Annotated in this window: 16 protein-coding genes; 8 read left to right on the top strand and 8 right to left on the bottom strand. The window is 70.6% G+C overall.

What is annotated here, in order from left to right; translation table 11 throughout:
- Nucleotides 1–65 precede the first annotated feature (65 nt).
- Nucleotides 66–473, bottom strand: a complete 408-nt coding sequence (locus AB0912_RS20300) for a PPOX class F420-dependent oxidoreductase (protein WP_366701571.1) — start codon at nucleotides 471–473, stop codon at nucleotides 66–68.
- 385 nt (nucleotides 474–858) lie between these two features.
- Here AB0912_RS20300 and AB0912_RS20295 point away from each other — a divergent pair, with 385 nt between their 5' ends.
- Both AB0912_RS20295 and AB0912_RS20290 read left to right on the top strand, forming a co-directional pair.
- A complete protein-coding gene (locus AB0912_RS20295; RefSeq protein ID WP_366701569.1) occupies nucleotides 859–1,482 on the top strand; it encodes a hypothetical protein in 624 nt (207 codons plus the stop codon).
- Nucleotides 1,483–1,574: 92 nt separating this feature from the next.
- Nucleotides 1,575–2,996, top strand: coding sequence for an FG-GAP and VCBS repeat-containing protein (locus AB0912_RS20290; RefSeq protein ID WP_366701567.1), 1,422 nt, complete (start codon nucleotides 1,575–1,577; stop codon nucleotides 2,994–2,996).
- On the opposite strand, the gene AB0912_RS20285 is transcribed toward AB0912_RS20290, so the two are convergent.
- The 4 genes from AB0912_RS20285 to AB0912_RS20270 all read right to left on the bottom strand — a co-directional run bounded on the left by AB0912_RS20285 (nucleotide 2,969) and on the right by AB0912_RS20270 (nucleotide 6,098).
- Nucleotides 2,969–4,231: an MFS transporter gene (locus AB0912_RS20285; RefSeq protein ID WP_366701565.1), complete on the bottom strand. Its 1,263-nt coding sequence runs from the start codon at nucleotides 4,229–4,231 to the stop codon at nucleotides 2,969–2,971. The genes AB0912_RS20290 and AB0912_RS20285 overlap by 28 nt on opposite strands.
- Before the next feature lie 357 nt (nucleotides 4,232–4,588).
- Nucleotides 4,589–5,113: a GNAT family N-acetyltransferase gene (locus tag AB0912_RS20280; protein ID WP_366701563.1), complete on the bottom strand. Its 525-nt coding sequence runs from the start codon at nucleotides 5,111–5,113 to the stop codon at nucleotides 4,589–4,591.
- Between the two features lie 50 nt (nucleotides 5,114–5,163).
- Entirely contained in the window at nucleotides 5,164–5,538 is a 375-nt protein-coding gene (locus AB0912_RS20275) for a VOC family protein (RefSeq protein ID WP_366701561.1), read from the bottom strand.
- A gap of 272 nt (nucleotides 5,539–5,810) precedes the next feature.
- Nucleotides 5,811–6,098: a DUF1905 domain-containing protein gene (locus AB0912_RS20270; RefSeq protein WP_366701559.1), complete on the bottom strand. Its 288-nt coding sequence runs from the start codon at nucleotides 6,096–6,098 to the stop codon at nucleotides 5,811–5,813.
- 216 nt (nucleotides 6,099–6,314) lie between these two features.
- On the opposite strand from AB0912_RS20270, the gene AB0912_RS20265 reads away from it, so the two are divergent.
- Complete coding sequence (locus tag AB0912_RS20265; RefSeq protein WP_366701557.1) at nucleotides 6,315–7,043, top strand: glycoside hydrolase family 16 protein; 729 nt, start codon at nucleotides 6,315–6,317, stop codon at nucleotides 7,041–7,043.
- 468 nt (nucleotides 7,044–7,511) lie between these two features.
- On the top strand, nucleotides 7,512–10,307 hold the full coding sequence (locus tag AB0912_RS20260) for a phosphoenolpyruvate synthase (RefSeq protein ID WP_366701555.1): 2,796 nt from the start codon (nucleotides 7,512–7,514) through the stop codon (nucleotides 10,305–10,307).
- Between the two features lie 78 nt (nucleotides 10,308–10,385).
- Here AB0912_RS20260 and AB0912_RS20255 read toward each other — a convergent pair whose 3' ends face one another.
- The 3 genes from AB0912_RS20255 to AB0912_RS20245 all read right to left on the bottom strand — a co-directional run bounded on the left by AB0912_RS20255 (nucleotide 10,386) and on the right by AB0912_RS20245 (nucleotide 12,168).
- On the bottom strand, nucleotides 10,386–11,195 hold the full coding sequence (locus tag AB0912_RS20255; protein ID WP_366701553.1) for an SDR family oxidoreductase: 810 nt from the start codon (nucleotides 11,193–11,195) through the stop codon (nucleotides 10,386–10,388).
- 176 nt (nucleotides 11,196–11,371) lie between these two features.
- Nucleotides 11,372–11,722, bottom strand: coding sequence for a helix-turn-helix domain-containing protein (locus tag AB0912_RS20250; protein WP_366701551.1), 351 nt, complete (start codon nucleotides 11,720–11,722; stop codon nucleotides 11,372–11,374).
- Nucleotides 11,719–12,168, bottom strand: a complete 450-nt coding sequence (locus tag AB0912_RS20245) for an SRPBCC domain-containing protein (RefSeq protein ID WP_366701549.1) — start codon at nucleotides 12,166–12,168, stop codon at nucleotides 11,719–11,721. The genes AB0912_RS20250 and AB0912_RS20245 overlap by 4 nt, the downstream gene beginning before the upstream one ends.
- A 388-nt stretch (nucleotides 12,169–12,556) precedes the next feature.
- Here AB0912_RS20245 and AB0912_RS20240 point away from each other — a divergent pair, with 388 nt between their 5' ends.
- Genes AB0912_RS20240 through sbnB form a run of 4 tightly spaced genes read left to right on the top strand, consistent with a single transcriptional unit; the run spans nucleotide 12,557 to nucleotide 19,779 of the window.
- Entirely contained in the window at nucleotides 12,557–15,163 is a 2,607-nt protein-coding gene (locus tag AB0912_RS20240; RefSeq protein WP_366701547.1) for a Pls/PosA family non-ribosomal peptide synthetase, read from the top strand.
- Complete coding sequence (locus AB0912_RS20235; protein WP_366701545.1) at nucleotides 15,160–17,661, top strand: amino acid adenylation domain-containing protein; 2,502 nt, start codon at nucleotides 15,160–15,162, stop codon at nucleotides 17,659–17,661. The genes AB0912_RS20240 and AB0912_RS20235 overlap by 4 nt, the downstream gene beginning before the upstream one ends.
- Before the next feature lie 25 nt (nucleotides 17,662–17,686).
- Nucleotides 17,687–18,691 (top strand): TauD/TfdA family dioxygenase, encoded by a 1,005-nt coding sequence (locus tag AB0912_RS20230; RefSeq protein ID WP_366701543.1) that lies wholly within the window; start codon nucleotides 17,687–17,689, stop codon nucleotides 18,689–18,691.
- Nucleotides 18,691–19,779: a 2,3-diaminopropionate biosynthesis protein SbnB gene (sbnB, locus tag AB0912_RS20225; protein ID WP_366701541.1), complete on the top strand. Its 1,089-nt coding sequence runs from the start codon at nucleotides 18,691–18,693 to the stop codon at nucleotides 19,777–19,779. The genes AB0912_RS20230 and sbnB overlap by 1 nt, the downstream gene beginning before the upstream one ends.
- The last annotated feature ends 100 nt before the right edge of the window (nucleotides 19,780–19,879 follow it).

Below are 19,879 nucleotides of genomic sequence, written 5' to 3'. Positions count from 1 at the left end.
GACCGCCCCGCCCTGGGAGGGACGGCCCGCGTACACCCCCAAGAGGAGGCGGAGGGTCCGCCGGCTCAGATCGAGCCGACCACCTTGCGCGGGGTCACGCGGACGACAACGCGCTCGGCGTCGTCCTTCGAGGCGGGGTTGAAGTCCGCGTAGTCCTTGCCCGTGTATTTGCGTGACAGCGTGTTGATCAGTTCCTGGCCGCCCTCCGTGACGAGGGTGGCCGTGCCGCGGATCTCGGCGTAGGTGTAGGGGGCGTTCGGCGGGTTGATCATGATGGTGATCCGCGGGTCCGCCCGCAGGTTCTTCTCCTTGCGGCGGCCCACGGTCGTGGAGACGAGGAGGTCGTCGCCGTCCCGGCCGAGCCAGGTGATGGTGAGCTGCGGACTGCCGTCCGGCTGGATGGTGGCCACGGTGGCGAAGACCGGGTTGTCGTCGATGAGCTTCTTCAGGTCGTCGGAGAGTTCGGCAGACACGGAACGGGTTCCTTCCCTCGGCTGGTTGCTGTCCCCAGGCCAACTGCCCGCAGAAGAGATCAGCAACGGACAGCCTGCAAAATCCCTGCCGCGCCCGGCAAGTCGCAGCGCCCCGCCCGCCGTCGCTCGCCGTGGACATCGGCGCACCCGATCCGGGCCCGCACCCCGGGTGGCCGCCCCCGTCTCACCGGCCCGGCGGGCACTTCGGAGGCATGTCGGAGATCACCCGTCCGACGTAAGCACGCTCATCGCGCGGATGCCCTCACCGCACCGGCGAACGGAACGCGGAGACCCGATCGGGTGAATCAGACCCGTCGTCGGCAACCGCGCACCAGCGGCATCCAGTCCCACGCTTCACATTCGTCAGCACACCTCAGGGGTATCCATGAGCCACCAACCAGATCAGCCACAGCACCCCGGCTGGGGCGGCCCGCAGCCGCCGTACGGGCAGCCGCCGTTCCCGCCCCAGCCGCCGAAGAAGTCGCGCCGAGGCAGGGTCGTCGGCTTCGGCTGTCTCGGTTGCGCGGGAGTGCTCGTCGTGATCGGTGTCATCGCCGCGCTCGTCAGTTCCGGTTCCGGCAAGTCCGGGTCGTCCTCGTCCTCGTCCTCGGCCTCCTCCGAGCCTTCCGCGTCGAGAAGCGGGAAGTCCGCCAACGACGAGGGCGGAAGGAGCAGCCAGAGCGCCGGAACACAGCGGAAGACCGACAAGAAGCTCGTCACCTTCAAGGTGTGGGGGACAGCGCCGTCCGGTGCTCTCGGCCCCCTGGACATCACGTACGGGTCCGACTCGGACAACCGTAAGGGCACCTGGAAGAACGGCGGGTTCGAGGCGACCCTGCCCTTCGCGGACAGCGCTCTGTACTACTCGGTGTCCGCTCAGCTCCAGGGTTCCGGAGACATCCAGTGCTCGGTGACCGTCGCCGGCCACACCAAGAAGGGCCACGCGTCCGGCGGCTACAACATCTGTAGCGCGCAGCTCAGCTCGGGCCTGTTCGGCGACTGGAAGTGAGGACTCGACGGCCGGCGCGTACAACTCGAACGCCGGTCCGTCAGTCATGCAGTCGTCAGTGGTCTCTCCCCCTCGATCCCGGAGGCTCGCCCGTGCGTCGTTCTCTTCCCATCGCCGTCGCGGTCGCGGCACTCGTGACCGGCACGGTGTACGCCGCGGGCCCCGCCGGAGCGGCGCTCGGCGCCCCCGTCTCCGCTCCCGTCTCCGCCCCTGCCCCTGTCCCTGCCCCTGTCCCTGTCACGGACTTCAACGCCGACGGCTACGCCGACATCGCCGTCGCGGCGCCCGCCGCCACCGTCTCGGGGCGGGACGACGCCGGTTACGTCACCGTCCTGTACGGGTCCATCCACGGTGTCGACAGCGCGCACCCCCAGGTCATCAGCCGGGCGTCGGCCGGTGTGCCAGGTGCCGTGGTCGACTACGACGCCTTCGGCCGTGTGAGCGCCGCCCGGGACTTCGACGGCGACGGCTACACCGATCTCGTGGTCGGGTCGGAGAACGGGCCGACCGTCGTGCTGTGGGGTTCGCCGGTGGGTCTCAAGAAGTCCGTGGCCCTCTCGCTGCCCCCGCACAACGGTCCGCTGGCCGCCGGGGACATCAACGGTGACGGGCAGGCGGACCTGGTGGTGGGAACCGGCCTGGTGGGCGTCGAGTTCGGGCCCATCTCCCGGTCGGGTACGTCGGCGGGCCGCACCGTGGTGCCCTTCGGGGACGAGGAGGACTCGCGTTACGACTTCATCGTGGGCGACGTGACCGGCGACGGCGCCGACGACATCCTCACCACGCACGGGTTCGAGGACCACGGCCACGGCACGCGCCTCTGGAAGGGCGGCAAGGACGGCTCGGTCACCCGTATCCCCGGGGCGATCACACCGTCCTCCAAGGGGGTGGTCGCCGACTTCGACCGTGACGGCTACGGCGACTTCGCCACCTTCAAGTTCGGCACCAGCCACGAGGACATCGCGACGCTTCCGGGCACCGTGGAGATCCGCTTCGGCTCGCCCTCCGGTCTCTCCACCCGGAAGACGACCATCACGCAGAACACGCCGGGAGTGCCGGGCGTCGACGAGGCCGGTGACCAGTTCGGGCTCGCGCTGGCCGCCGGCGATGTCACCGGTGACGGCTATCCGGATCTCGCCGTAGGGGTGCCCGGGGAGGCGATCGGCCGTACGGCGGGCGCGGGCAGTGTCGTGCTCCTCAAGGGTGGGCCCAAGGGTCCGACGGGCAAGGGGGCGCTCGCGTTCTCCCAGTCGACCAAGGGCGTGCCCGGTGTCTCGGAGCGGGACGACCGCTTCGGCGAGGCGGTCCAGCTCGCCGACGTGAACGACAACAACCGCGCCGACCTGATCGTCGCCGCGCCGTGGGAGGACGCCCCGAAGGCCGATTCCGGCGCCGCCTGGGTCCTGCGCGGCTCGAAGAACGGACCCGTCACCCAGAACATCGCCACCTTCAACCCGGCCACCCTCGGCACACCGGCGGCCGAAGCTCACTTCGGCGCCTCGTTCGCCCGCTGACCCCCGCGCGTTGGCGGACCGGGGCGACGGCCCCGGTCGTCGGGTGCCCGGAGCACGCGCAGTCCGGCGATGCTCTGGCAGGCCATCGCGGCGGCGGCCGTGGCGGTGACCGCGAAGCCGCCGCGTGCGCCGAGTGAGTCGATCGCCCAGCCGGCGCCGGCCGCCGCGGCAGCCGAGCCCGCCGCTCCGGCGGCGCCGAGCCAGGCGAACGCCTGCGTAAGGACGGCCTGTTGGACAGTTCTCTCGGTGAGGACGGGGAAGAGCACGAGGAGCAGCGGGATGGCGGCTCCCGTCACCGCCACGACCAGCCCGAGTCCTAACGGCGTGCCGACCGCGAACAGCAGCAGGGTGCCGAGCGTCAACACGCTGGTGGCGGCGAAAAGTTGTACGGGAGGTGCGGCGCTCCACCGGCGCAGCCCGTAGAGCCATCCGGTCAGCAGCCCGCTGCAACTGGAGACCGCGAGGATGGGGGCGGCGGCGCCCGGCGCGCCCTGCTCCACGACGAAGGCGGTCACCGACATCTGCATCGCGCCGAAGAAGATCCCGATGGCGAGGTTGAGGCCCATCAGGAGAAGCACGGCGCCACCCGGCAACACCCCTTTCCCTCGCTCGCGTTCGGGGCGGCGGCCCGCCGGTGGAGGTGCGCCGGCCCGCTGCGCCGCGAGGGCCAGTCCACCGGCGACCGACAGGGCGCCGGACAGCAGTGTGCCCGCGAGGGGGTGTCCGGCGGCGGCGAGGGCGCTGATCAGCGTCGGGCCCATCAGGTAGGCCAGCGCGTTGCTGATCGACTCCAGGGCGAACGCGGTGGGCAGTTCGGCCGCCCGGTCCCTGCGCAAAAGTGCCGCCCAACGCGCGGCGGACAGGGCGCCGAGTTGCGGAACACTGGCCCCGACCAGGCATCCCGCGAGGATCAGCGGGGTGCCTCCCGCTCCTGCCGCGACCAGGGAGCAGAGCCCGGCCACGGCGAGGGTGTGAGCGAGCAGGGTGGGCGGCAGGACGCGCGTCTGGCCGAAACGGTCGACGAGCCGGGCCAGTTGAGGTGCGCCGAGGGCCTCGGACACCGCGAACCCGCCGGTGACCAGACCGGCGGCGGAGAAGGTGCCCATGGTGCCGTGCACGAGCCAGACGATGCTGAGGCCGGTCATCGCGACGCCGACGCGCCCGAGTGATGCCGGGAGGAAGAAGGCCGCCGCGCCCGGGGTGCGCAGCAGGGAACGGTAGTTCGCCGATGACACGGCGAGTCCTGTTCGCTGCCCGGCGGGACGGCAGACCGGGGACGCCGGTGCCCGGATGGACCGTCCCGTGGTGCCGTCTGGAACCGTCCAGTGGTGGCGCGGGGAGGGGGCACGCGCCCCGCGCCGACTCCATCACCGGGCAGAATTCTCGACGTGGTGTGAGCGGCAAGTCTCGCCGCAGCGAGCGGCGCTGTCCACCCCGGTGCGATCGGACGCCGGGCGGAACCCGAGGGTCGGCACCCAGGAGTCGGCAGCTCGGCGTGGGGACTCACGAGCACCGGGGGGTCACGAGCACTGGGGAGCCGACCTCATCCGCCCCCCTCGGCCCGGGCGACGGACGGGCGGACGGGCGCCCGTTCAGTCGCCCGGGTCGGGGTGGTCGGAGTGATGGTCGGGGTGGTCGGAATGGTCGACAAGCGTGAGGAGCAGTTCGTCGACCTCCTCGCCCCGACCGTTGGCGAAGTCTCGCTCCCTGCCCGAGACAGTGAACCCGCACTTCTCGAGAACCCGGACGGACGCCACGTTGTCCGCGACGGCGCGGGCGTGCAGCGGGCGTTCCGGCGCGATACGGAGAAGCTCGCGGAGCGCGGCGGTCGCCACTCCCTGTCCCCAGTACCGCCGGCCGATCCAGTAGGTGACCTCGCGTTCCTCGGGCGGTCCGAAGACGGCGGCGTGCCCGACGACCTGGTGGCCGTCGCCGACGACGGTGCGGACGATGCCCACCGGGTTCTGGCGCACTCGCTCCCAGTGGGCGTCGAACCGCGCCCTGTCCGAGGGGTCCTCGGCCGTGAACGCGGCCATCCGGACCCCCTCGGGCTCGTTCATGTGAGCGAAGAAGACGGGCAGGTCGCCGTCCTCCACCTCGCGCAGCCTTACCTCCACCGAAGCCCCCCACCTGTCAGTCGTGACCGGTCAGCAGCGCCCCTGGCGGCTCAGGCGCCCGGAAGGAAGAGACAGAACGGGTGGCCGTGCGGGTCGCGCAGCACCCGTACGTCCTCCTGGGGCTGGTACTCCTCCAGCCTCGCACCCAGCGCGCACGCCCGTTCGGTCTCGGCCTCCAGGTTATCGACCTGAACGTCCAGGTGGGCCTGCATCTGCTGACTCCCCGGGCGCTGCGGCCAGGTCGGAGCAATGTGATCGGTCTCCAACTGGAAGCTCAGGCCCGGACGTTCACGTTCCGGGTCCCTGAGCCGTACCCACTCCGGACCGCGCTCGACTTCCTCCCAGGCGAGGAGGGCGCGGTAGAAGTCGGCCAGCGCGGGCGGATCGGGGGTGCCGAGGACGAAGGCGCCGAGTGTTGTCGTCATGCCTCCAGGGTTGCCCCCGACGGCCCTCCTCACGCGTAGGCTGCCCGTTCGGATCACCAGGCGACGTGGACTCATGAAGACGCCCGCGGGCACGGACCGGCCGGACGGAACGGCGGACCGGCGGACCGGCGGACCGGCGGACCGGCGGACCGGCGGACCGGCCTGACGGAACACCCGACCGGCCTGCCGAAGCACCCGTCCGGTCCGACGGGTCATCCGTCCGGATCACCGTTCTCGCCGGAACGCCGCGCCCCCACGGTCAGTGGCCGTCGTCAGAGACGGACCGTCATCTCCACGGTCACCCGGTCCCCCGCCGCGAGGTCGAGTGGCTTGCGGACGGCGTTCTTGACCGGCAGGAGGTATCCGCCGTCCTTGGGGAAGAGCGAGGTCCCGAACACGGCCTCACCGATCCTGGCCTCGACGGGAATGACGCCCCAGCCGTACGAGGCCAGCGCCGCCACCTCGCGGATCTCGGCGCACTGCTCGTCCGGCAGGGGAACGAAGTAGAACGGGGCGGGCCCTCGCCACTCGATCAGGTGGCCAGCGAAAGAGACGTTCATGGGTGGTGAGTCCGTTCTCGGGTGGCCCCTACCCCGTCAGCTCTCAGGTGGCCCACATCGCGCTCAGCCTACCCAAGCGGGTCGGCGCGGCCCCTCACGCGAAGGATTGTCAGGTACGGGACACAGCTCTACGGTGCGATGACGGCGTGGGACCGCTCCCACCCTCCCCCCACCATCCGAGCAACGGAGGCTCTGATGCGATCAACGGTTGCCCTGATGCGATCAACTCCCCTTGCCAGGAGCAGACTTGTAGCTGCCGCGTTCGCCGCGCTGATCCTGGTACTGCTGACCCAGCCTCCCGCGCACGCGGGTACCTGGGGCGCCCCGCAGACCGTCAACTCGTGGAACACCATCAACGGACGGTGGACCGCCAACAACGAACTGGAGACCTACACGCCCGCCTGCGTCTGGTACGAAGGCGGAACACTCGTCATCAAGACCTACAACGCGGGCAACGGGACCTACTACTCGGGCCGCGTCGAATCCAAGGCCCTCTACGGTTACGGCACTTACAGCTTCACCGCCAACATGCCCAACGGAAAAGGGCTGTTGCCCGCCTTGTGGGCCGCCTATCTCAATCCGTGGCTGCCCGAGTTCGACGCCGCCGAGATCGTGGGGTCCAGCCCCAACACGGTCTACCAGACGTTCCACGACACCGGGAACGCCCAGACCCAGTGGGCCGTGAACAACTCCGGCGGGTGGACCAACAGCTTCCACACCTACTCGTTCACCTGGTGGCCCGACCACATCGACTTCTCAGTCGACGGCGCCTTCCAGGGCACGAAGTGGTACACGACCCCGGCCGGCATCGGCATGCACTTCATCGTCAACACCGCCGTCGGCGGCGACTGGCCCGGCAACCCCGACGCCTCGACCTGGGCCACGGCGGACGGCGCCAGGTATCTCAAGGTGTCGGCGATCACGTACACGCCCTACTACCCGTGAGGCGGCGCGGGCCCGCGGGGTCCTGGGCCCGCGTAGACGTGAGCCCACGTAGTCGTCGGCCCACGTAGCCGCCGGAGTCGCCGGCCGTCCGGGCCACCGCGGGCCGGGCGGTCGGTCGGTCTGGGCGGGCGGCGCAACAGCAAAGGCAAGGAGAACTCTCTCCTTGCCTCTCCCAAGGTATAGCGCACCGGGGGGCTTGCGGCAAGGCCCCGGTGGTGGCGCACAATCGTCGGCCGAGGCCACCACCTGCGGAAACGAGGGGAATAGCGCGCGGTTGCCAGTGTCCGGTGCGGACGGGCGGGGCGGGCGCGCGACCCGACTGGCGGAGTTGCCCGCCGGCTCGTCCGAGGGACATCGACCAGGGATGACGACGTGGCCGACCACATGAGGTTCGAGAGAGCGGGAGGCGCCGGTGTTCCGGTCGGCCATCGCGGTACGACGGAGCACGGGCGCCTCGGAGGTGTCGCAGTGAGTGAGCAGTACGTACGGGATCTTGGCGAGGCCGACGAGACGCGGATCGCGATCGTCGGCGGCAAGGGCGCACACCTGGGCTCTCTGTCACGGATCGACGGCGTTCGCGTGCCGGAGGGGTTCTGTGTCACCACGGACGCCTTCCGCAGGATCATGGCCGGCGCGCCGTCGGTCGAGGAGCGGCTCGACCGGCTGTCGGGGCTGAGCCCGGACGACCGCGAGGGGATCCGCACGCTCAGTGCGCGGATTCGCCGGACGATCGAGGGGGTGGCCGTCCCCGACGACCTCGCCGGGGAGATCACCCGGGCGCTTGCCCGGCTGGGCGAGCGGTCCGGCTGTGCCGTCCGGTCCAGCGCGACGGCGGAGGACCTGCCGACGGCTTCGTTCGCCGGTCAGCAGGACACGTACCTGAACGTGGTGGGGCCGGCCGCGGTCCTCCAGCACGTCAGCCGGTGCTGGGCCTCCCTGTTCACCGAGCGGGCGGTGACGTACCGGCTGCGCAACGGCATCGACCACCGCACGGTCCACATGGCCGTGGTCGTGCAGCGGATGGTGGAACCGGAGGCGTCCGGCATCCTGTTCACGGCCGATCCGGTCACGGGCAACCGGCAAGTCGCCACTGTGGACGCCGGTTTCGGGCTCGGTGAAGCTCTGGTGTCCGGCCTGGTGAACCCGGACGTGTTCAAAGTGCGCGCGGGCGAGGTCGTGGAAAGGTCGATCGCCACCAAGCGACGCGCTCTCCGGTCCCTGCCGACCGGCGGCACCCACGAAGTGGCGGTCGAGGCGCGGCGGCGGGACGAGCCGGCGCTGACGGATGCGCAGGTCGTCCGGCTCGTACGGCTCGGGCGGCGGATCGAGGAGCACTTCGGGCGCCCGCAGGACATCGAGTGGTGTCTGGTCGATGACGACTTCCGGATCGTGCAGAGCCGGCCGATCACGACGCTGTTCCCCGTCCCCGAGGCCGACGACGAGGAGCACCACGTCTACGTGTCCGTCGGCCACCAGCAGATGATGACCGACGCCATGAAGCCGCTGGGCGTCTCGATGTGGCAGCTCACGGCCATGGCGCCGATGCGGGAGGCGGGCGGGCGGCTGTTCGTGGACGTCACCGCGCGCCTGGCCCCGCCCGCGGGCCGCGCGGCTCTCCTGGACCTCATGGGGCGAGGTGATCCGCTGGTCAGGGACGCGCTGGAAACCGTGCTGGAGCGCGATGGCTTCGTCCCTTCCCCGCTGGACGCGGCTTCCGGTGGGCGGGACTCGGCTTCCGGCCGGCCTGACGCGGCTTCCGGCGAGCGAGACTCGGCCTCCGGCCGGCCTGACGCGGCTCCCGCTGAGCCTCCGGCGAGCCGTGCCCCCGCCACCGCTCCCTCCCCTGCTCCTGCTCCTGCTCCTGCTCCTGCTCCTGCTCCTGCTCCGGTCGAGACTGACCCGATCGAGACCGATCCGGCCATCGTCGCCGAGTTGATCGAGCGCAGTGAGGCGTCCCTCGCGGCGCTGGAGCGCGACATCCGGTCGAAGACCGGGCCGGACCTGTTCGACTTCCTGCTGGAGGCCTTCCAGGAGCACAAGCGAGTCCTCAGCGACCCGTTGAGCATGCAGGCGATCATGGCCGGCATGGAGGCCACGTGGTGGCTCAACGACCAACTGCGCGAGTGGCTGGGCGAGAAGAACGCGGCTGACACGCTCACGCTGTCCGCGCCCGACAACATCACGTCGGAGATGGGCCTCGCACTGCTCGATGTCGCGGACGTGATCCGCGCGCGGCCGGAGGTGGTGGCGTTCCTGCGGGACGTCGAGGACGCCGACGACGCCGACGACGCCGACGACGCGGAAGACGCCGAAAACGGGGACTTCCTGGACGAGTTGACGAAGCTGGCGGGCGGGGCGGAGGCGCGCGACGCCATCAAGGCCTATCTCGACCGGTACGGCATGCGGTGCGTCGGCGAGATCGACATCACGCGGCCGCGTTGGAGCGAACGCCCCAGCACGCTCGTGCCCGTGATCCTGGACAACGTGCGGCTTTTCGAACCGGGCGCCGCGGAGCGGCGTTTCGAGGAGGGACGGCAGCGGGCGCGGCAGAAGGAGCGGGACGTGCTGTCCCGTCTGCGGGCCCTGCCTGACGGGGAGCGGAAGGCCGAAGAGACCAAGCGGATGATCGACCGGGTCCGGACCTTCATCGGGTACCGGGAGTATCCGAAGTACGGGATCATCAGCCGCTACTTCGTCTACAAGCAAGCCCTGTTGGCGGAGGCCGGGCGTCTCGTGCGGTCGGGAGTGATTCCGGAGACGCAGGACATCTTCTACCTCACCTTCTCGGAACTCCACGATGTCGCGCGCTCGCACCAAGTGGACGAACAGCTCATCCAACGCCGCAAGGACGCGTTCCGGTCGTACCAGGCCCTCACGCCGCCCCGGGTGCTGACCTCGGACGGCGAGGCCTTCAACGGCTCGTACCGGCGTGAGGACGCCCCGGCTGGTGCCCTGGTCGGCCTGCCGGTCTCGGCCGGGACCGTTGAGGGGCGGGCCCGCGTCATCCTCGACATGTCGGACGCCGGCCTCGAAGCGGGCGACATCCTGGTCACGACCTTCACGGACCCGAGCTGGTCGCCCCTGTTCGTCGGCATCGCGGGCCTGGTGACGGAGGTGGGCGGCCTCATGACCCACGGCGCGGTGATCGCCCGGGAGTACGGCTTGCCGGCGGTCGTGGGTGTGGACGGGGCGACCCGGCTGATCCGGGACGGTCAGCGCATCCGCGTACACGGGACCGACGGGTACATCGAGATCCTGGGCTGAGGGAACGCGCCGGAAGTCGGGGCGCTGCCGGGGGCGGAGCGGTGTCCCGGCGGCGTCGGATCAGCGTCAGCGCCGGCCTCAGTCGACCAGCGCGCCCGCCGACAGGTTGGCGATGGTTCCGGTCATCGCTCCGGCCCGGTCCGAGGCCAGGAACGCGGCCGTTTCCGCGATCTCCGCCAGCGTCGGCAGCCGCTTGAGGAGCGTCCCCTGGACCATTCCGCCGTCTTCCAGCATCTCCTGGACGGACTGCCCGGACGCTTCCGCCATCGGTTTGAAGAGGTCCTTGGTGTACGAACCCGCCGCCGGCGCGTCCACGACGGCGTGCGGGCGGATGCAGACCACCCGGATGTTGCGGGGCGCCAGTTCGGCGGCGAGGACGCGGGAGAAGGCCTCCTTGCCGGCCGCGCTCACGCTGTGTCCCAGGATGCCGCCCGCGGCCATCTTCGAGCCCGGCTCGGACAGTGTCAGGATGACACCGGGGCGTTCGCCTCCCATGTGGCCCGCCACGGCCTTGCTGGTGATGAACAGCGTGCGCAGGAAGCCGTCGACGGGCCGCATGAACTCTTCGAGCGACAGGTCCGCCAACAGCGTTCCCTGGTCATGCGGGACGCTCACGGCGTTGAGGGCGATGTCGATGCCTCCGGCTTTCGCCGCGACTTCCTTGGCGTGCTTCTCCACCGCCGCTTGATCATGGACGTCGACCTGCGCGGTCTCGACGGTTCCGCCCGCGGCGGCGATGTCGCGTGCCACCGCGTCGAGCTTCGCCCGCGTACGCCCGGCGATGAAGACGCTCGCGCCTTCCCGCGCGAACACGCGGGCCACGGCGCCACCGATGGCGCCCCCGCCTCCGTAGATCACGGCGGTCTTGTTGTCGAGCAGCGGACTCATGGCGCTCTCCAAAGGTGCTGTTTCTCATGGGTGTTGGAGGTCGTCGGGGACGTGGTCCGGCGACCGGATGGTCACGGCAGGCGTATGGCCGGTTGGTCACGGCAGGCGTATGGCTGGTTGGTCACGTCAGCCATGGGGCCGGTTGGTCACCTCAGGCGTGCGACGGGTCAGTCGGGTCAGGACGTCGGTCGATCGCCCCTCTGCCGCTGAATTTCCTCCGCTATGCGCTTGATGCGGTTCAGCCGGGCGTCCCAAGTCCTTCCGACCTCGTTCAGTTGCCGGACGGCGCGGGCGAGTTGGGCCTCGTCCACTTCGTAGCGCCGCTCGCGGCCGATCGGTGTGGCGTGCACGAGGCCCGCCCGGCCGAGGACGCCCAGGTGTTTGGTGACCGCCTGCCGGGTGACGGGGAGGCGGTCGCTCAGGCTGGTCGGCGTGCCGGTGCCCTGCGCGAGGAGCAGGTCGAGCAGTCGGCGCCGGATCGGGTCGCCGATCGCGGACCAGAGTTCGTCGTCGACAGGGGTGGTCATCGCGGCACCACGGAGGGGGCGTAGCCCTGGAGCCGGGGCAGGAACAGGTCCCAGCCGTGCTCGTGCTCGTGGAAGGCCTCTTCCAGTACGGCGGCCTCCCAGCCCTTCTCCCGCCAGCCGCTCTCGGTCAGGTGCAGGATCGTGCCGTCGCCGTCGGGCCGGAGTTCGATGGTGACCAGGAGGGAGTTGTCCTCGTCGGGCCGCTCCCCCTTGGGGGCGATCCAGTGGAACGCGAATCTGTGGGGCGGGTCCACGTCGACCACCGTGATCGCCTCGACCGCGGTGCGGTCGCCCCACACGAGTTCGCCGACCGCGCCGGGCCTGGAGTCGAACGAGGCGTCGTCGGACCACCACATGCTGATGTGCTCGGGACGGCTCACCACCTCGAAGACGATCTCCGGTGAAGCGTCGATGCGGATCTCGCGCTCCAGCTTTCCGAACTCCACCACAGACCTCCCACAAGCAACCATCGGTTGCGTACAACCGTAAGTCACCCCACCCCCATACGCAACCTTATGTTGCGCGTGTGATCCGCAGTCCCCGACATTTCTTCGGCATGAGGCCATACGTCGTGGCGTCGGTCTCGAATACCTCCCAGAACGTCCGCGTGGGAACGGCACCGGGTGCGCGCTCCACACAGAGCGACAGAGGCAACAGAAGCGACACAGGAACCACAGGCGACACAGGCACCCGCCGCCGACGGATCACGTTCCGTGCCCAACGCTCCACGCGTCGTATGTTCCGCCTGGCCCGGGTCCCCGGTCATGCGGACGACAGAGCCTCGGACTCCGGCCGTTCCAGCCGTCGAGGTCGAATCCTTCCCAGGGAGTTCCCATGACGGGAAAGCCGGTCGGCACCTTGCCTCCGAGCCGCCACGCCACCGCACCCCAGCCAGCCGAGCCCGGCCCGCCCGCCAGGGGCGCCGGGGCCGCCGCCGGGCCCGGTCTGTCCGGCCTGGGCACCGAGGCCGCGCTGACCCGGGTACTGGCGGACGTCCTGCACATCGACCAGGTGGACGCCGGCAGTCACTTCTTCGACGACCTGGGCGCCGATTCTCTGGTGATGGCTCACTTCTGCGCGCGGGTCAGAAAGCAGACGGACCTCGGACGGGTGTCGATGAAGGACGTGTACGCGCATCCGTCCGTCGGCGCCCTGGCGCTCGCGCTGGCCGCGTCAGCGCCGACGCCCGCACCCTCGGCACCCGCCACACCCGCCGCCGCTGAGCGCCCGGACACCGCTCCGGCCGACCCGCCCCCGACCCCTCCCATCGGGAAACCCCGGTATGCGCTGTGCGGGACGCTGCAACTCCTCGTGTTCCTCGCCTACTCGGGCATCGTCGCGTTCGTCAGCGTCCACGGCTACACATGGATCTCCGCCGGCTCGGGCCTGCTCGACGTGTACGTGCGCTCCGTGCTCTTCGGCGGCGCCGTGTTCCTGGGCCTGTGCGCGCTGCCCATCGCCGCGAAGTGGCTGCTGATCGGGCGCTGGCGGCCCCAGCGGATCCGCGTGTGGAGCCTCGTCTACTTCCGGCTCTGGATCGTCAAGACGCTCGTGCGCTCCGATCCGCTGGTCCTGTTCGTCGGGTCGCCCCTCTACACCTTCTACCTGAAGGCGCTCGGCGCCAGAATCGGCGGCGGGGTCGCCGTCTTCTCCCGCCATGTTCCCCTCTGCACCGACCTGCTCGCCGTCGGGGACCGCGCGGTCATCCGCAAGGACTCCTACTTCGCCTGCTACCGCGCCCGCGACGGCGTGATCGAGACCGGCACGGTGACCCTGGGGAGCGACACGGTCGTCGCCGAGGCCTCGGTACTCGACATCGGCACATCAATGGGCGACGGTGCCCGGCTCGCCCATGCCTCCGCCCTGCACAGCGGTCAGTCGGTTCCGGCCGGCGAGCACTGGCACGGCTCACCGGCCCTGCGCGCCGAGGCGCCGTACGAGGTGGTGGAGCGCGCCGCCTGCGGCACACTGCGCAGGTCGGTCCACAGCGTCACCCAGCTCCTGAGCGCGCTGCTGGTGTATCTGCCGCTGGCCGTCGGCGGGATCGGCATCCTGCTCGCCGAAGCGCCCCAGCTGTCCGCCGTACTGGAACCGGGACCCACGGTCCTCGCGACCTGGGCCTTCTACCGCGACGCGCTGGCCGTCTCCTTCCTGCTGCTCTTCGTGATCACACCGCTCGGTTTCCTGCTGCTCGCGACCATTCCCCGGCTGCTCGGCCGGACCATCGAGCCGGACCGGGTCTATCCGCTGTACGGCTTCCACTACGGGGTGCACCGGGCGATCACGCTCCTGACCAACCGGCGTTTCCTGACCCGGCTGTTCGGAGACAGCTCCGGCATCGTGCCGTATCTGCGTCTGCTCGGCTACGACCTCTCCCCCGTCGAGCAGACCGGCTCGAACTTCGGCACCGAGGTCAAACACGAGACGCCGTACCTGAGTTCGGTGGGAACGGGGACGATGGTCGCCGACGGGCTGTCCATCAACAACGCCGAGTTCTCCAGCACATCCTTCCGGGTGTCCCGGGCCTCGATCGGAGCGCGCAACTTCCTGGGCAACCGGATCGCCTACCCCTCACGCGGCCGGACCGGTGACAACTGTCTGCTCGCGACCAAGGTCATGGTCCCGGTCGACGGCCAACTCCGGGAGAACGTCGGCCTGCTGGGCTCGCCCAGCTTCGAGATCCCCCGTTCGGTACGGCGCGACAGCAGCTTCGACCGGTTCTCGCAGGGCGCGGCACTGCGCAGCGGTCTCGTGGCCAAGAACCGGCACAACACGGCCACCATGGCGCTGTATCTGCTTGCGCGATGGCTCTACGCGTTCGTCGTCACCATGGTCGTGTCGGCGGCGGCGGAGCTGTACACCACCGTCGGGGCCGAGGCCATCGCGCTGGGCAACGTCCTCGTGGTGCTCGTCAGCGCCGTGTACTTCGTGCTCGTGGAGCGGGCGGTCACCGCGTTCCAGGCGCCGGGCCCGCTGTTCTGCTCGATCTACGACCGCCGCTTCTGGCGGCGTGAGCGGTTCTGGAAGGTGCCGTCCGAGACGTACCTCCAGGTCTTCAACGGCACTCCCTTCAAGAACGTGATCTGGCGCCTGCTGGGCGTCCGGATCGGCCGCCGGGTCTTCGACGACGGCTGCTATCTGACCGAGCGCACGATGGTCACCATCGGGGACGACGCCACCCTCAACGCGGGAAGTGTCGTCCAGTGCCACTCGCAGGAGGACGGCACCTTCAAGTCCGACCGGTCCAGCCTGGGTTCGCGCTGCACGCTCGGCGTCGGCGCCTTCGTGCACTACGGCGTGACGATCCGCGACGGCGCCGAACTGGCAGCCGACTCCTTCCTGATGAAGGGCGAGACCGTGTCGCGGGACGCCTGGTGGGGCGGGAATCCGGCCCACCAGATCCGGTCGGGCGGCGCCCCGGACGAGGAGGCGACACGATGAACGGTTCCGCACGGTCCGCCTCGGACTACTGGCGGGATGTGCTCGCGACGGGCGGTGCCACCTCGGTTCCTCGGTGGACGCGCACGCCCGTTCCGGGCGTAGCGGTGGTCGAGGAGACCGTCCCCGAGCCGGTCGTCGCGGAGTTGGACCGCCTCGCGTCTTCGATGGGAGTCTCCTTCACCTCGGTGCTGCTGGCGGCCCACGCCAAGGTCCTCTCCGCCCTGTCCGGAGAGTCCGTCGTCACGACCGGCTATGTCCCGGCCGCCCGTGCGGCCGCTCTGCCCTGCCGCCTCACGACGGCCACCGGCACGGCGTCATGGCGGGGCCTGCTTCTGCACGCTCACGCCGTCGAGTCCGAACTGCTGGCCCACCAGGGGTTCCCCGTCGACGCACTCCGCGAGGAGCTGGGCCTCCCCGAACCCGCCGTCGAGACCCGGTTCGATCCGACGGGCGGCGTCAGCGCGGCCGGCGACGCCACCGCCCTGAGCCTGCGCGTCGTACGGCAGGGCAGCCGCTTCGTCATCCGGCTCCGGTACGCGACCGACGTCCTCGACGAGGAGTCCGCCACCAGGATCACCGGCTACCACCTCACCGCGCTCAGGCTGATCGCGGCGGACCCGGACGCGGCCCACGACCGGCGGAGTCTGCTGTCACGCGCCGAACTCCGCCACCAGCTCGACGGCCTCGCCGGTCCCGACCGTGAACTGCCCGACCTGCGCTGCCACGAGCTGTTCGAGCGGCGTGCGCACGCCCACCCGGACACCGTCGCGGCCGTACAGGACGACCGGCGGTGGACGTACCGGGAACTCAACAGCCGCGCCAACCGGATCGCCCACGCCCTGCTGGACGCCGGGCTGCGCCGGGAGGATGTCGTCGCCGTGGTGACCGAGCGGAGCCTGGAGTGGATGGCCGGCGTCCTCGGTGTCCTCAAGGCAGGCGGCGCCTATCTGCCCGTCGAGCCGCACTTCCCGCCCGATCGCGTCACCGCCATGCTGAGGCGCGCCGACTGCACGCTGCTGCTCACCGAGTCCGGCAGCACGGCAGCCCTCGACCGGGCCGCCCAACGCCTGCCGGGAATACGGACCTTGTCTATCGACCGGATCCGCGCGGCGGGCGGCGACGACGGTGACCCCGGCATCCCGGTCGGCGCCGGTGACCTCGCGTACGTCTTCTTCACCTCCGGCTCGACCGGCGAGCCCAAGGGCGCGATGTGTGAGCACGCCGGGCTGCTGAACCATCTCCTCGCGAAGATCGAGGACTTGGGCATCGGCGAGGGCGATGTGGTCGCGCAGACGGCGCCGCAGTGTTTCGACATCTCCCTGTGGCAGTTGCTGTCCGCGCTGCTCGCCGGAGGGCGGACGCTGCTGGTCGGCCAGGAAACGGTCCTGGACGTCCGCCGGTTCCTCGACACGGTCACCGACGGGCACGTGGGTGTGCTTCAGGTGGTGCCCTCCTATCTCGACGCGGTCCTCTCCTTCCTGGAACGCGATCCGCGCGAACTCCCCGACCTGCGCTGCGTGTCGGTGACCGGCGAGGCGGTGAAGAAGAGCCTCGTCGTGCGCTGGTTCAGGGCACGGCCCGGTGTCCGGCTCGTCAACGCGTACGGGCTGACCGAGACGTCGGACGACACCAACCACGCGGTTCTGGACGACGTCCCGGCAGGCGACAGCGTGCCGTTGGGGCGCCCGGTCCGCAACGTCCGCCTCTACGTGGTCGACGAAAACCTCTTCCCCGTCCCCCTGGGCGCCCCCGGCGCCATCGCCTTCTCCGGGGTCTGCGTGGGCCGCGGCTACATCAACGACCCGGAGCGGAGCCGGGCGGCCTTCCCGCCGGACCCGTACCGGGCCGGCGAGCGGCTTCACCTCGGCGGGGACTACGGGCGCTGGCTGCCCGACGGTCAACTGGAGTTCCTGGGGCGCCGCGACAGCCAGGTCAAGATCCGCGGGTTCCGGATCGAGATCGGCGAGATCGAAGAGGCGCTGCTGCGTGTGCCGGGTGTGCGTGACGCGGCCGTGGTGGTCGCCGACGGCGCGGGAGGCGGGCGACACCTGTCGGCCTTCTACACAGGGCCGCGCCCGCTGGACCTCGCTTATGTCCAGGGCGAGTTGGGGACCATCCTGCCCGCCTACATGATCCCGTCCGTCTTCAGCCGCCGGGACGCTCTGCCGCTCACCGGCAACGGGAAGATCGACAGGTCTCAACTGGCCTCTCTCGCGGCGGAGTTCACGCCACCAGACGAAGGCACATCCGGTGAGCGAGCGGCCGACGCGCCCCGCACGCCCACGGAACAGCGGCTCGCCGCGGTGTGGGCCGAGGTGCTCGGTGTCCCGCGCGACCGCGTGAGCCGGCGGGACGACTTCTTCGACCGCGGCGGGACATCACTGTCGGCGGTCAGGGTGGCCATCTCCCTGGACCGCGAGGTCACGCTCAAGGACCTCGTCCGGCATCCCGTCCTCACCGACCTGGCCGCGCTGGTCGACCGGCGCTCGACGCCCTGATCCGTCCACCCCCGTAAGGAGCGACATGCCTTCCATCGAATCGACCATCTCACCGCTCGGCCTGGAACAGGAGCCGGGCAGGCCCCCGATGCTGCGACTCCGGCCCGGTGACGAGCAGTTCGTCTGGACGGACGAGGGCCGGCAGGGACTCGTGTCGGCGCTCGCGGAACACGGAGCTGTCCTGATCCGCGGCCTTGACCTGCGCGACGCGTCCGGCGTGGCGACGGTTCTTGAGCGGCTCGGGGCCCAACCGGCTGCGGAGAAGGAGACGTTCGCCCAGCGGGAGACGTACGCGCCCGGCGTGTACTCGGCCTCGCCCTGGCCGTCGAACCAGCCGATGTGCATGCACCACGAGCTGAGCTACACGCTCGATCCGCCGGGTCTCATGCTCTTCGCCTGCGTGACCGAGCCCGCCGTCGGCGGAGCGACGGGCGTCGCCGACGCGGCGGCCGTGCTCGACGCGCTGCCCGCCGGCCTGGTCGAGCGGTTCGAGCGGGAGGGATGGCTGCTCAGCCGCACCTACAACGACGAGATCGGCGCCACCCTCACCGAGGCCTTCGGCACCTCCGACAAAGCCGCCGTCGAAAGCTACTGCCGTGCGCACGACGTGAGCTGGGAGTGGCGGCCCGACGGGAGCCTGCGCACGGTGCAGCGCCGCCGTGCGGTGGTGCGCCATCCGGTCGGCGGACGCCGCTGCTGGTTCAACCAGATCGCCTTCCTCAACGAGTGGACGCTCGCGCCCGAGGTGCGGGAGTACCTGGTCGAGGAGTACGGGTCCGACGGCCTGCCCTTCAACACCCGCTACGGCACCGGCGATCCCCTCACCGAGGACGTCGTCCAGCTCATCAACTCCGCCTACGAGGACCACACCGTCAGCACCCCGTGGCAGGCCGGCGACCTGCTCGCCGTCGACAACATACGCACCGCGCACAGCCGACAGGCCTACGAGGGACCCCGCAACGTGCTCGTCGGGATGGCCGCACCGACACGGCTCGGCAACGCCTCGGCGGCCGTCGAAGGGGGGCTGTGATGAACACGGAGCGGGCGCCGTCGGTCCTCGGCGGCGCTGCCGGTGTCGCTTCCGGTGCCGGTGAGGTCACCGTGCCGCCGTTCGCGGTGATCCCGGGTGGCCAGGTCCGTCGCGCCCTCGACGGCCGCGAGAAGCAGATCATCGACGTGATCGAGGCCACGTACCGGCTGCACGGGGCGGGCGAGACCGTGAACCCGCCCTCCTCGTTCCTCCGGTTCCCGGACCGCCCCTCCTCCCGGATGATCGCCCTGCCGGCGTCCCTCGGAGGCGAGTCGCCGGTGGACGGCCTGAAGTGGATCTCCAGTTTCCCGGAGAACGTACGGTCCGGAATCCCGCGGGCCTCCGCCGTCCTGATCCTCAACGACCCTTACACCGGTTACCCGTTCGCGTGCCTGGAGAGTTCCATCATCAGCGCCACCCGGACGGCGGCCTCGGCGGCTTCGGCCGCCGACCGTCTCAGCCGTGACCGGCCGCGCCCCACCCGTGTCGGCTTCTTCGGAACGGGGCTGATCGCCCGCTACGTCCACACGTTCCTCCGGGGCGCGGGCTGGTCGTTCGACGAGGTGGGCCTCTACGACGTCTCGCCCGCCGGCACCGCCGGGTTCCGGGCGTACGCGGAGCAGTCCGGCGAGACCGGCCGGGTCACCGTGCACGAGCGGCCCGAGGATCTGATCCGCGCCGCCGATCTGGTGGTCTTCGCGACGGTGGCCGGAGAGCCGCACGTCGGCGATCCGACCTGGTTCGGCCACAACCCTGTCGTACTGCACGTGTCGTTGCGGGATCTCGCGCCCCATGTGCTGCTGGCCTCGACCAACATCGTGGACGACGTGGACCACTGCCTGCGGGCCGCCACCTCGCCCCATCTGACCGAACAGCTCACGGGAGACCGGGACTTCGTCCACGGCACGCTGAGCGATGTGCTGGCCGGCCGGGTGCGCATCCCGGCGGACCGGCCCGTGGTGTTCTCGCCGTTCGGCCTCGGCGTGCTCGATCTCGCGGTCGGGAGCTACGTCTACGACGAGGTGGCCCGGTCGGGTGAACTCCGGCTCGTCCCCGACTTCTTCCACGAACGAAGTCGCTACGGCTGAGTGACCCGGCGGTCCGGGACGGCGCAGCAGGTGCCCGCGCGGTACCGCCGGGACGGGCCCTCAGAGCCGGATCTCAGAGCCGAGCCAGGACCCGCGGCAC

Origin of the sequence: Streptomyces sp. NPDC007084, from assembly GCF_040703595.1 — a bacterium.
Classification (GTDB): Bacteria; Actinomycetota; Actinomycetes; order Streptomycetales; family Streptomycetaceae; genus Streptomyces.
Note: the sequence above shows the minus strand (reverse complement) of the source record. Positions and strands in the feature narration are given on the sequence as shown.

Bases quoted from the DNA above. Each gene is read 5' to 3' on its own strand.
- AB0912_RS20235 (WP_366701545.1), top strand. From the start codon at position 15,160: ATGAACGGTTCCGCACGGTCCGCCTCGGACTACTGGCGGGATGTGCTC.
- AB0912_RS20255 (WP_366701553.1), bottom strand. From the start codon at position 11,195: ATGAGTCCGCTGCTCGACAACAAGACCGCCGTGATCTACGGAGGCGGG.
- AB0912_RS20250 (WP_366701551.1), bottom strand. From the start codon at position 11,722: ATGACCACCCCTGTCGACGACGAACTCTGGTCCGCGATCGGCGACCCG.
- AB0912_RS20265 (WP_366701557.1), top strand. From the start codon at position 6,315: ATGCGATCAACTCCCCTTGCCAGGAGCAGACTTGTAGCTGCCGCGTTC.
- AB0912_RS20230 (WP_366701543.1), top strand. From the start codon at position 17,687: ATGCCTTCCATCGAATCGACCATCTCACCGCTCGGCCTGGAACAGGAG.
- AB0912_RS20275 (WP_366701561.1), bottom strand. From the start codon at position 5,538: ATGACGACAACACTCGGCGCCTTCGTCCTCGGCACCCCCGATCCGCCC.
- AB0912_RS20240 (WP_366701547.1), top strand. From the start codon at position 12,557: ATGACGGGAAAGCCGGTCGGCACCTTGCCTCCGAGCCGCCACGCCACC.
- AB0912_RS20295 (WP_366701569.1), top strand. From the start codon at position 859: ATGAGCCACCAACCAGATCAGCCACAGCACCCCGGCTGGGGCGGCCCG.
- AB0912_RS20270 (WP_366701559.1), bottom strand. From the start codon at position 6,098: ATGAACGTCTCTTTCGCTGGCCACCTGATCGAGTGGCGAGGGCCCGCC.
- sbnB (WP_366701541.1), top strand. From the start codon at position 18,691: ATGAACACGGAGCGGGCGCCGTCGGTCCTCGGCGGCGCTGCCGGTGTC.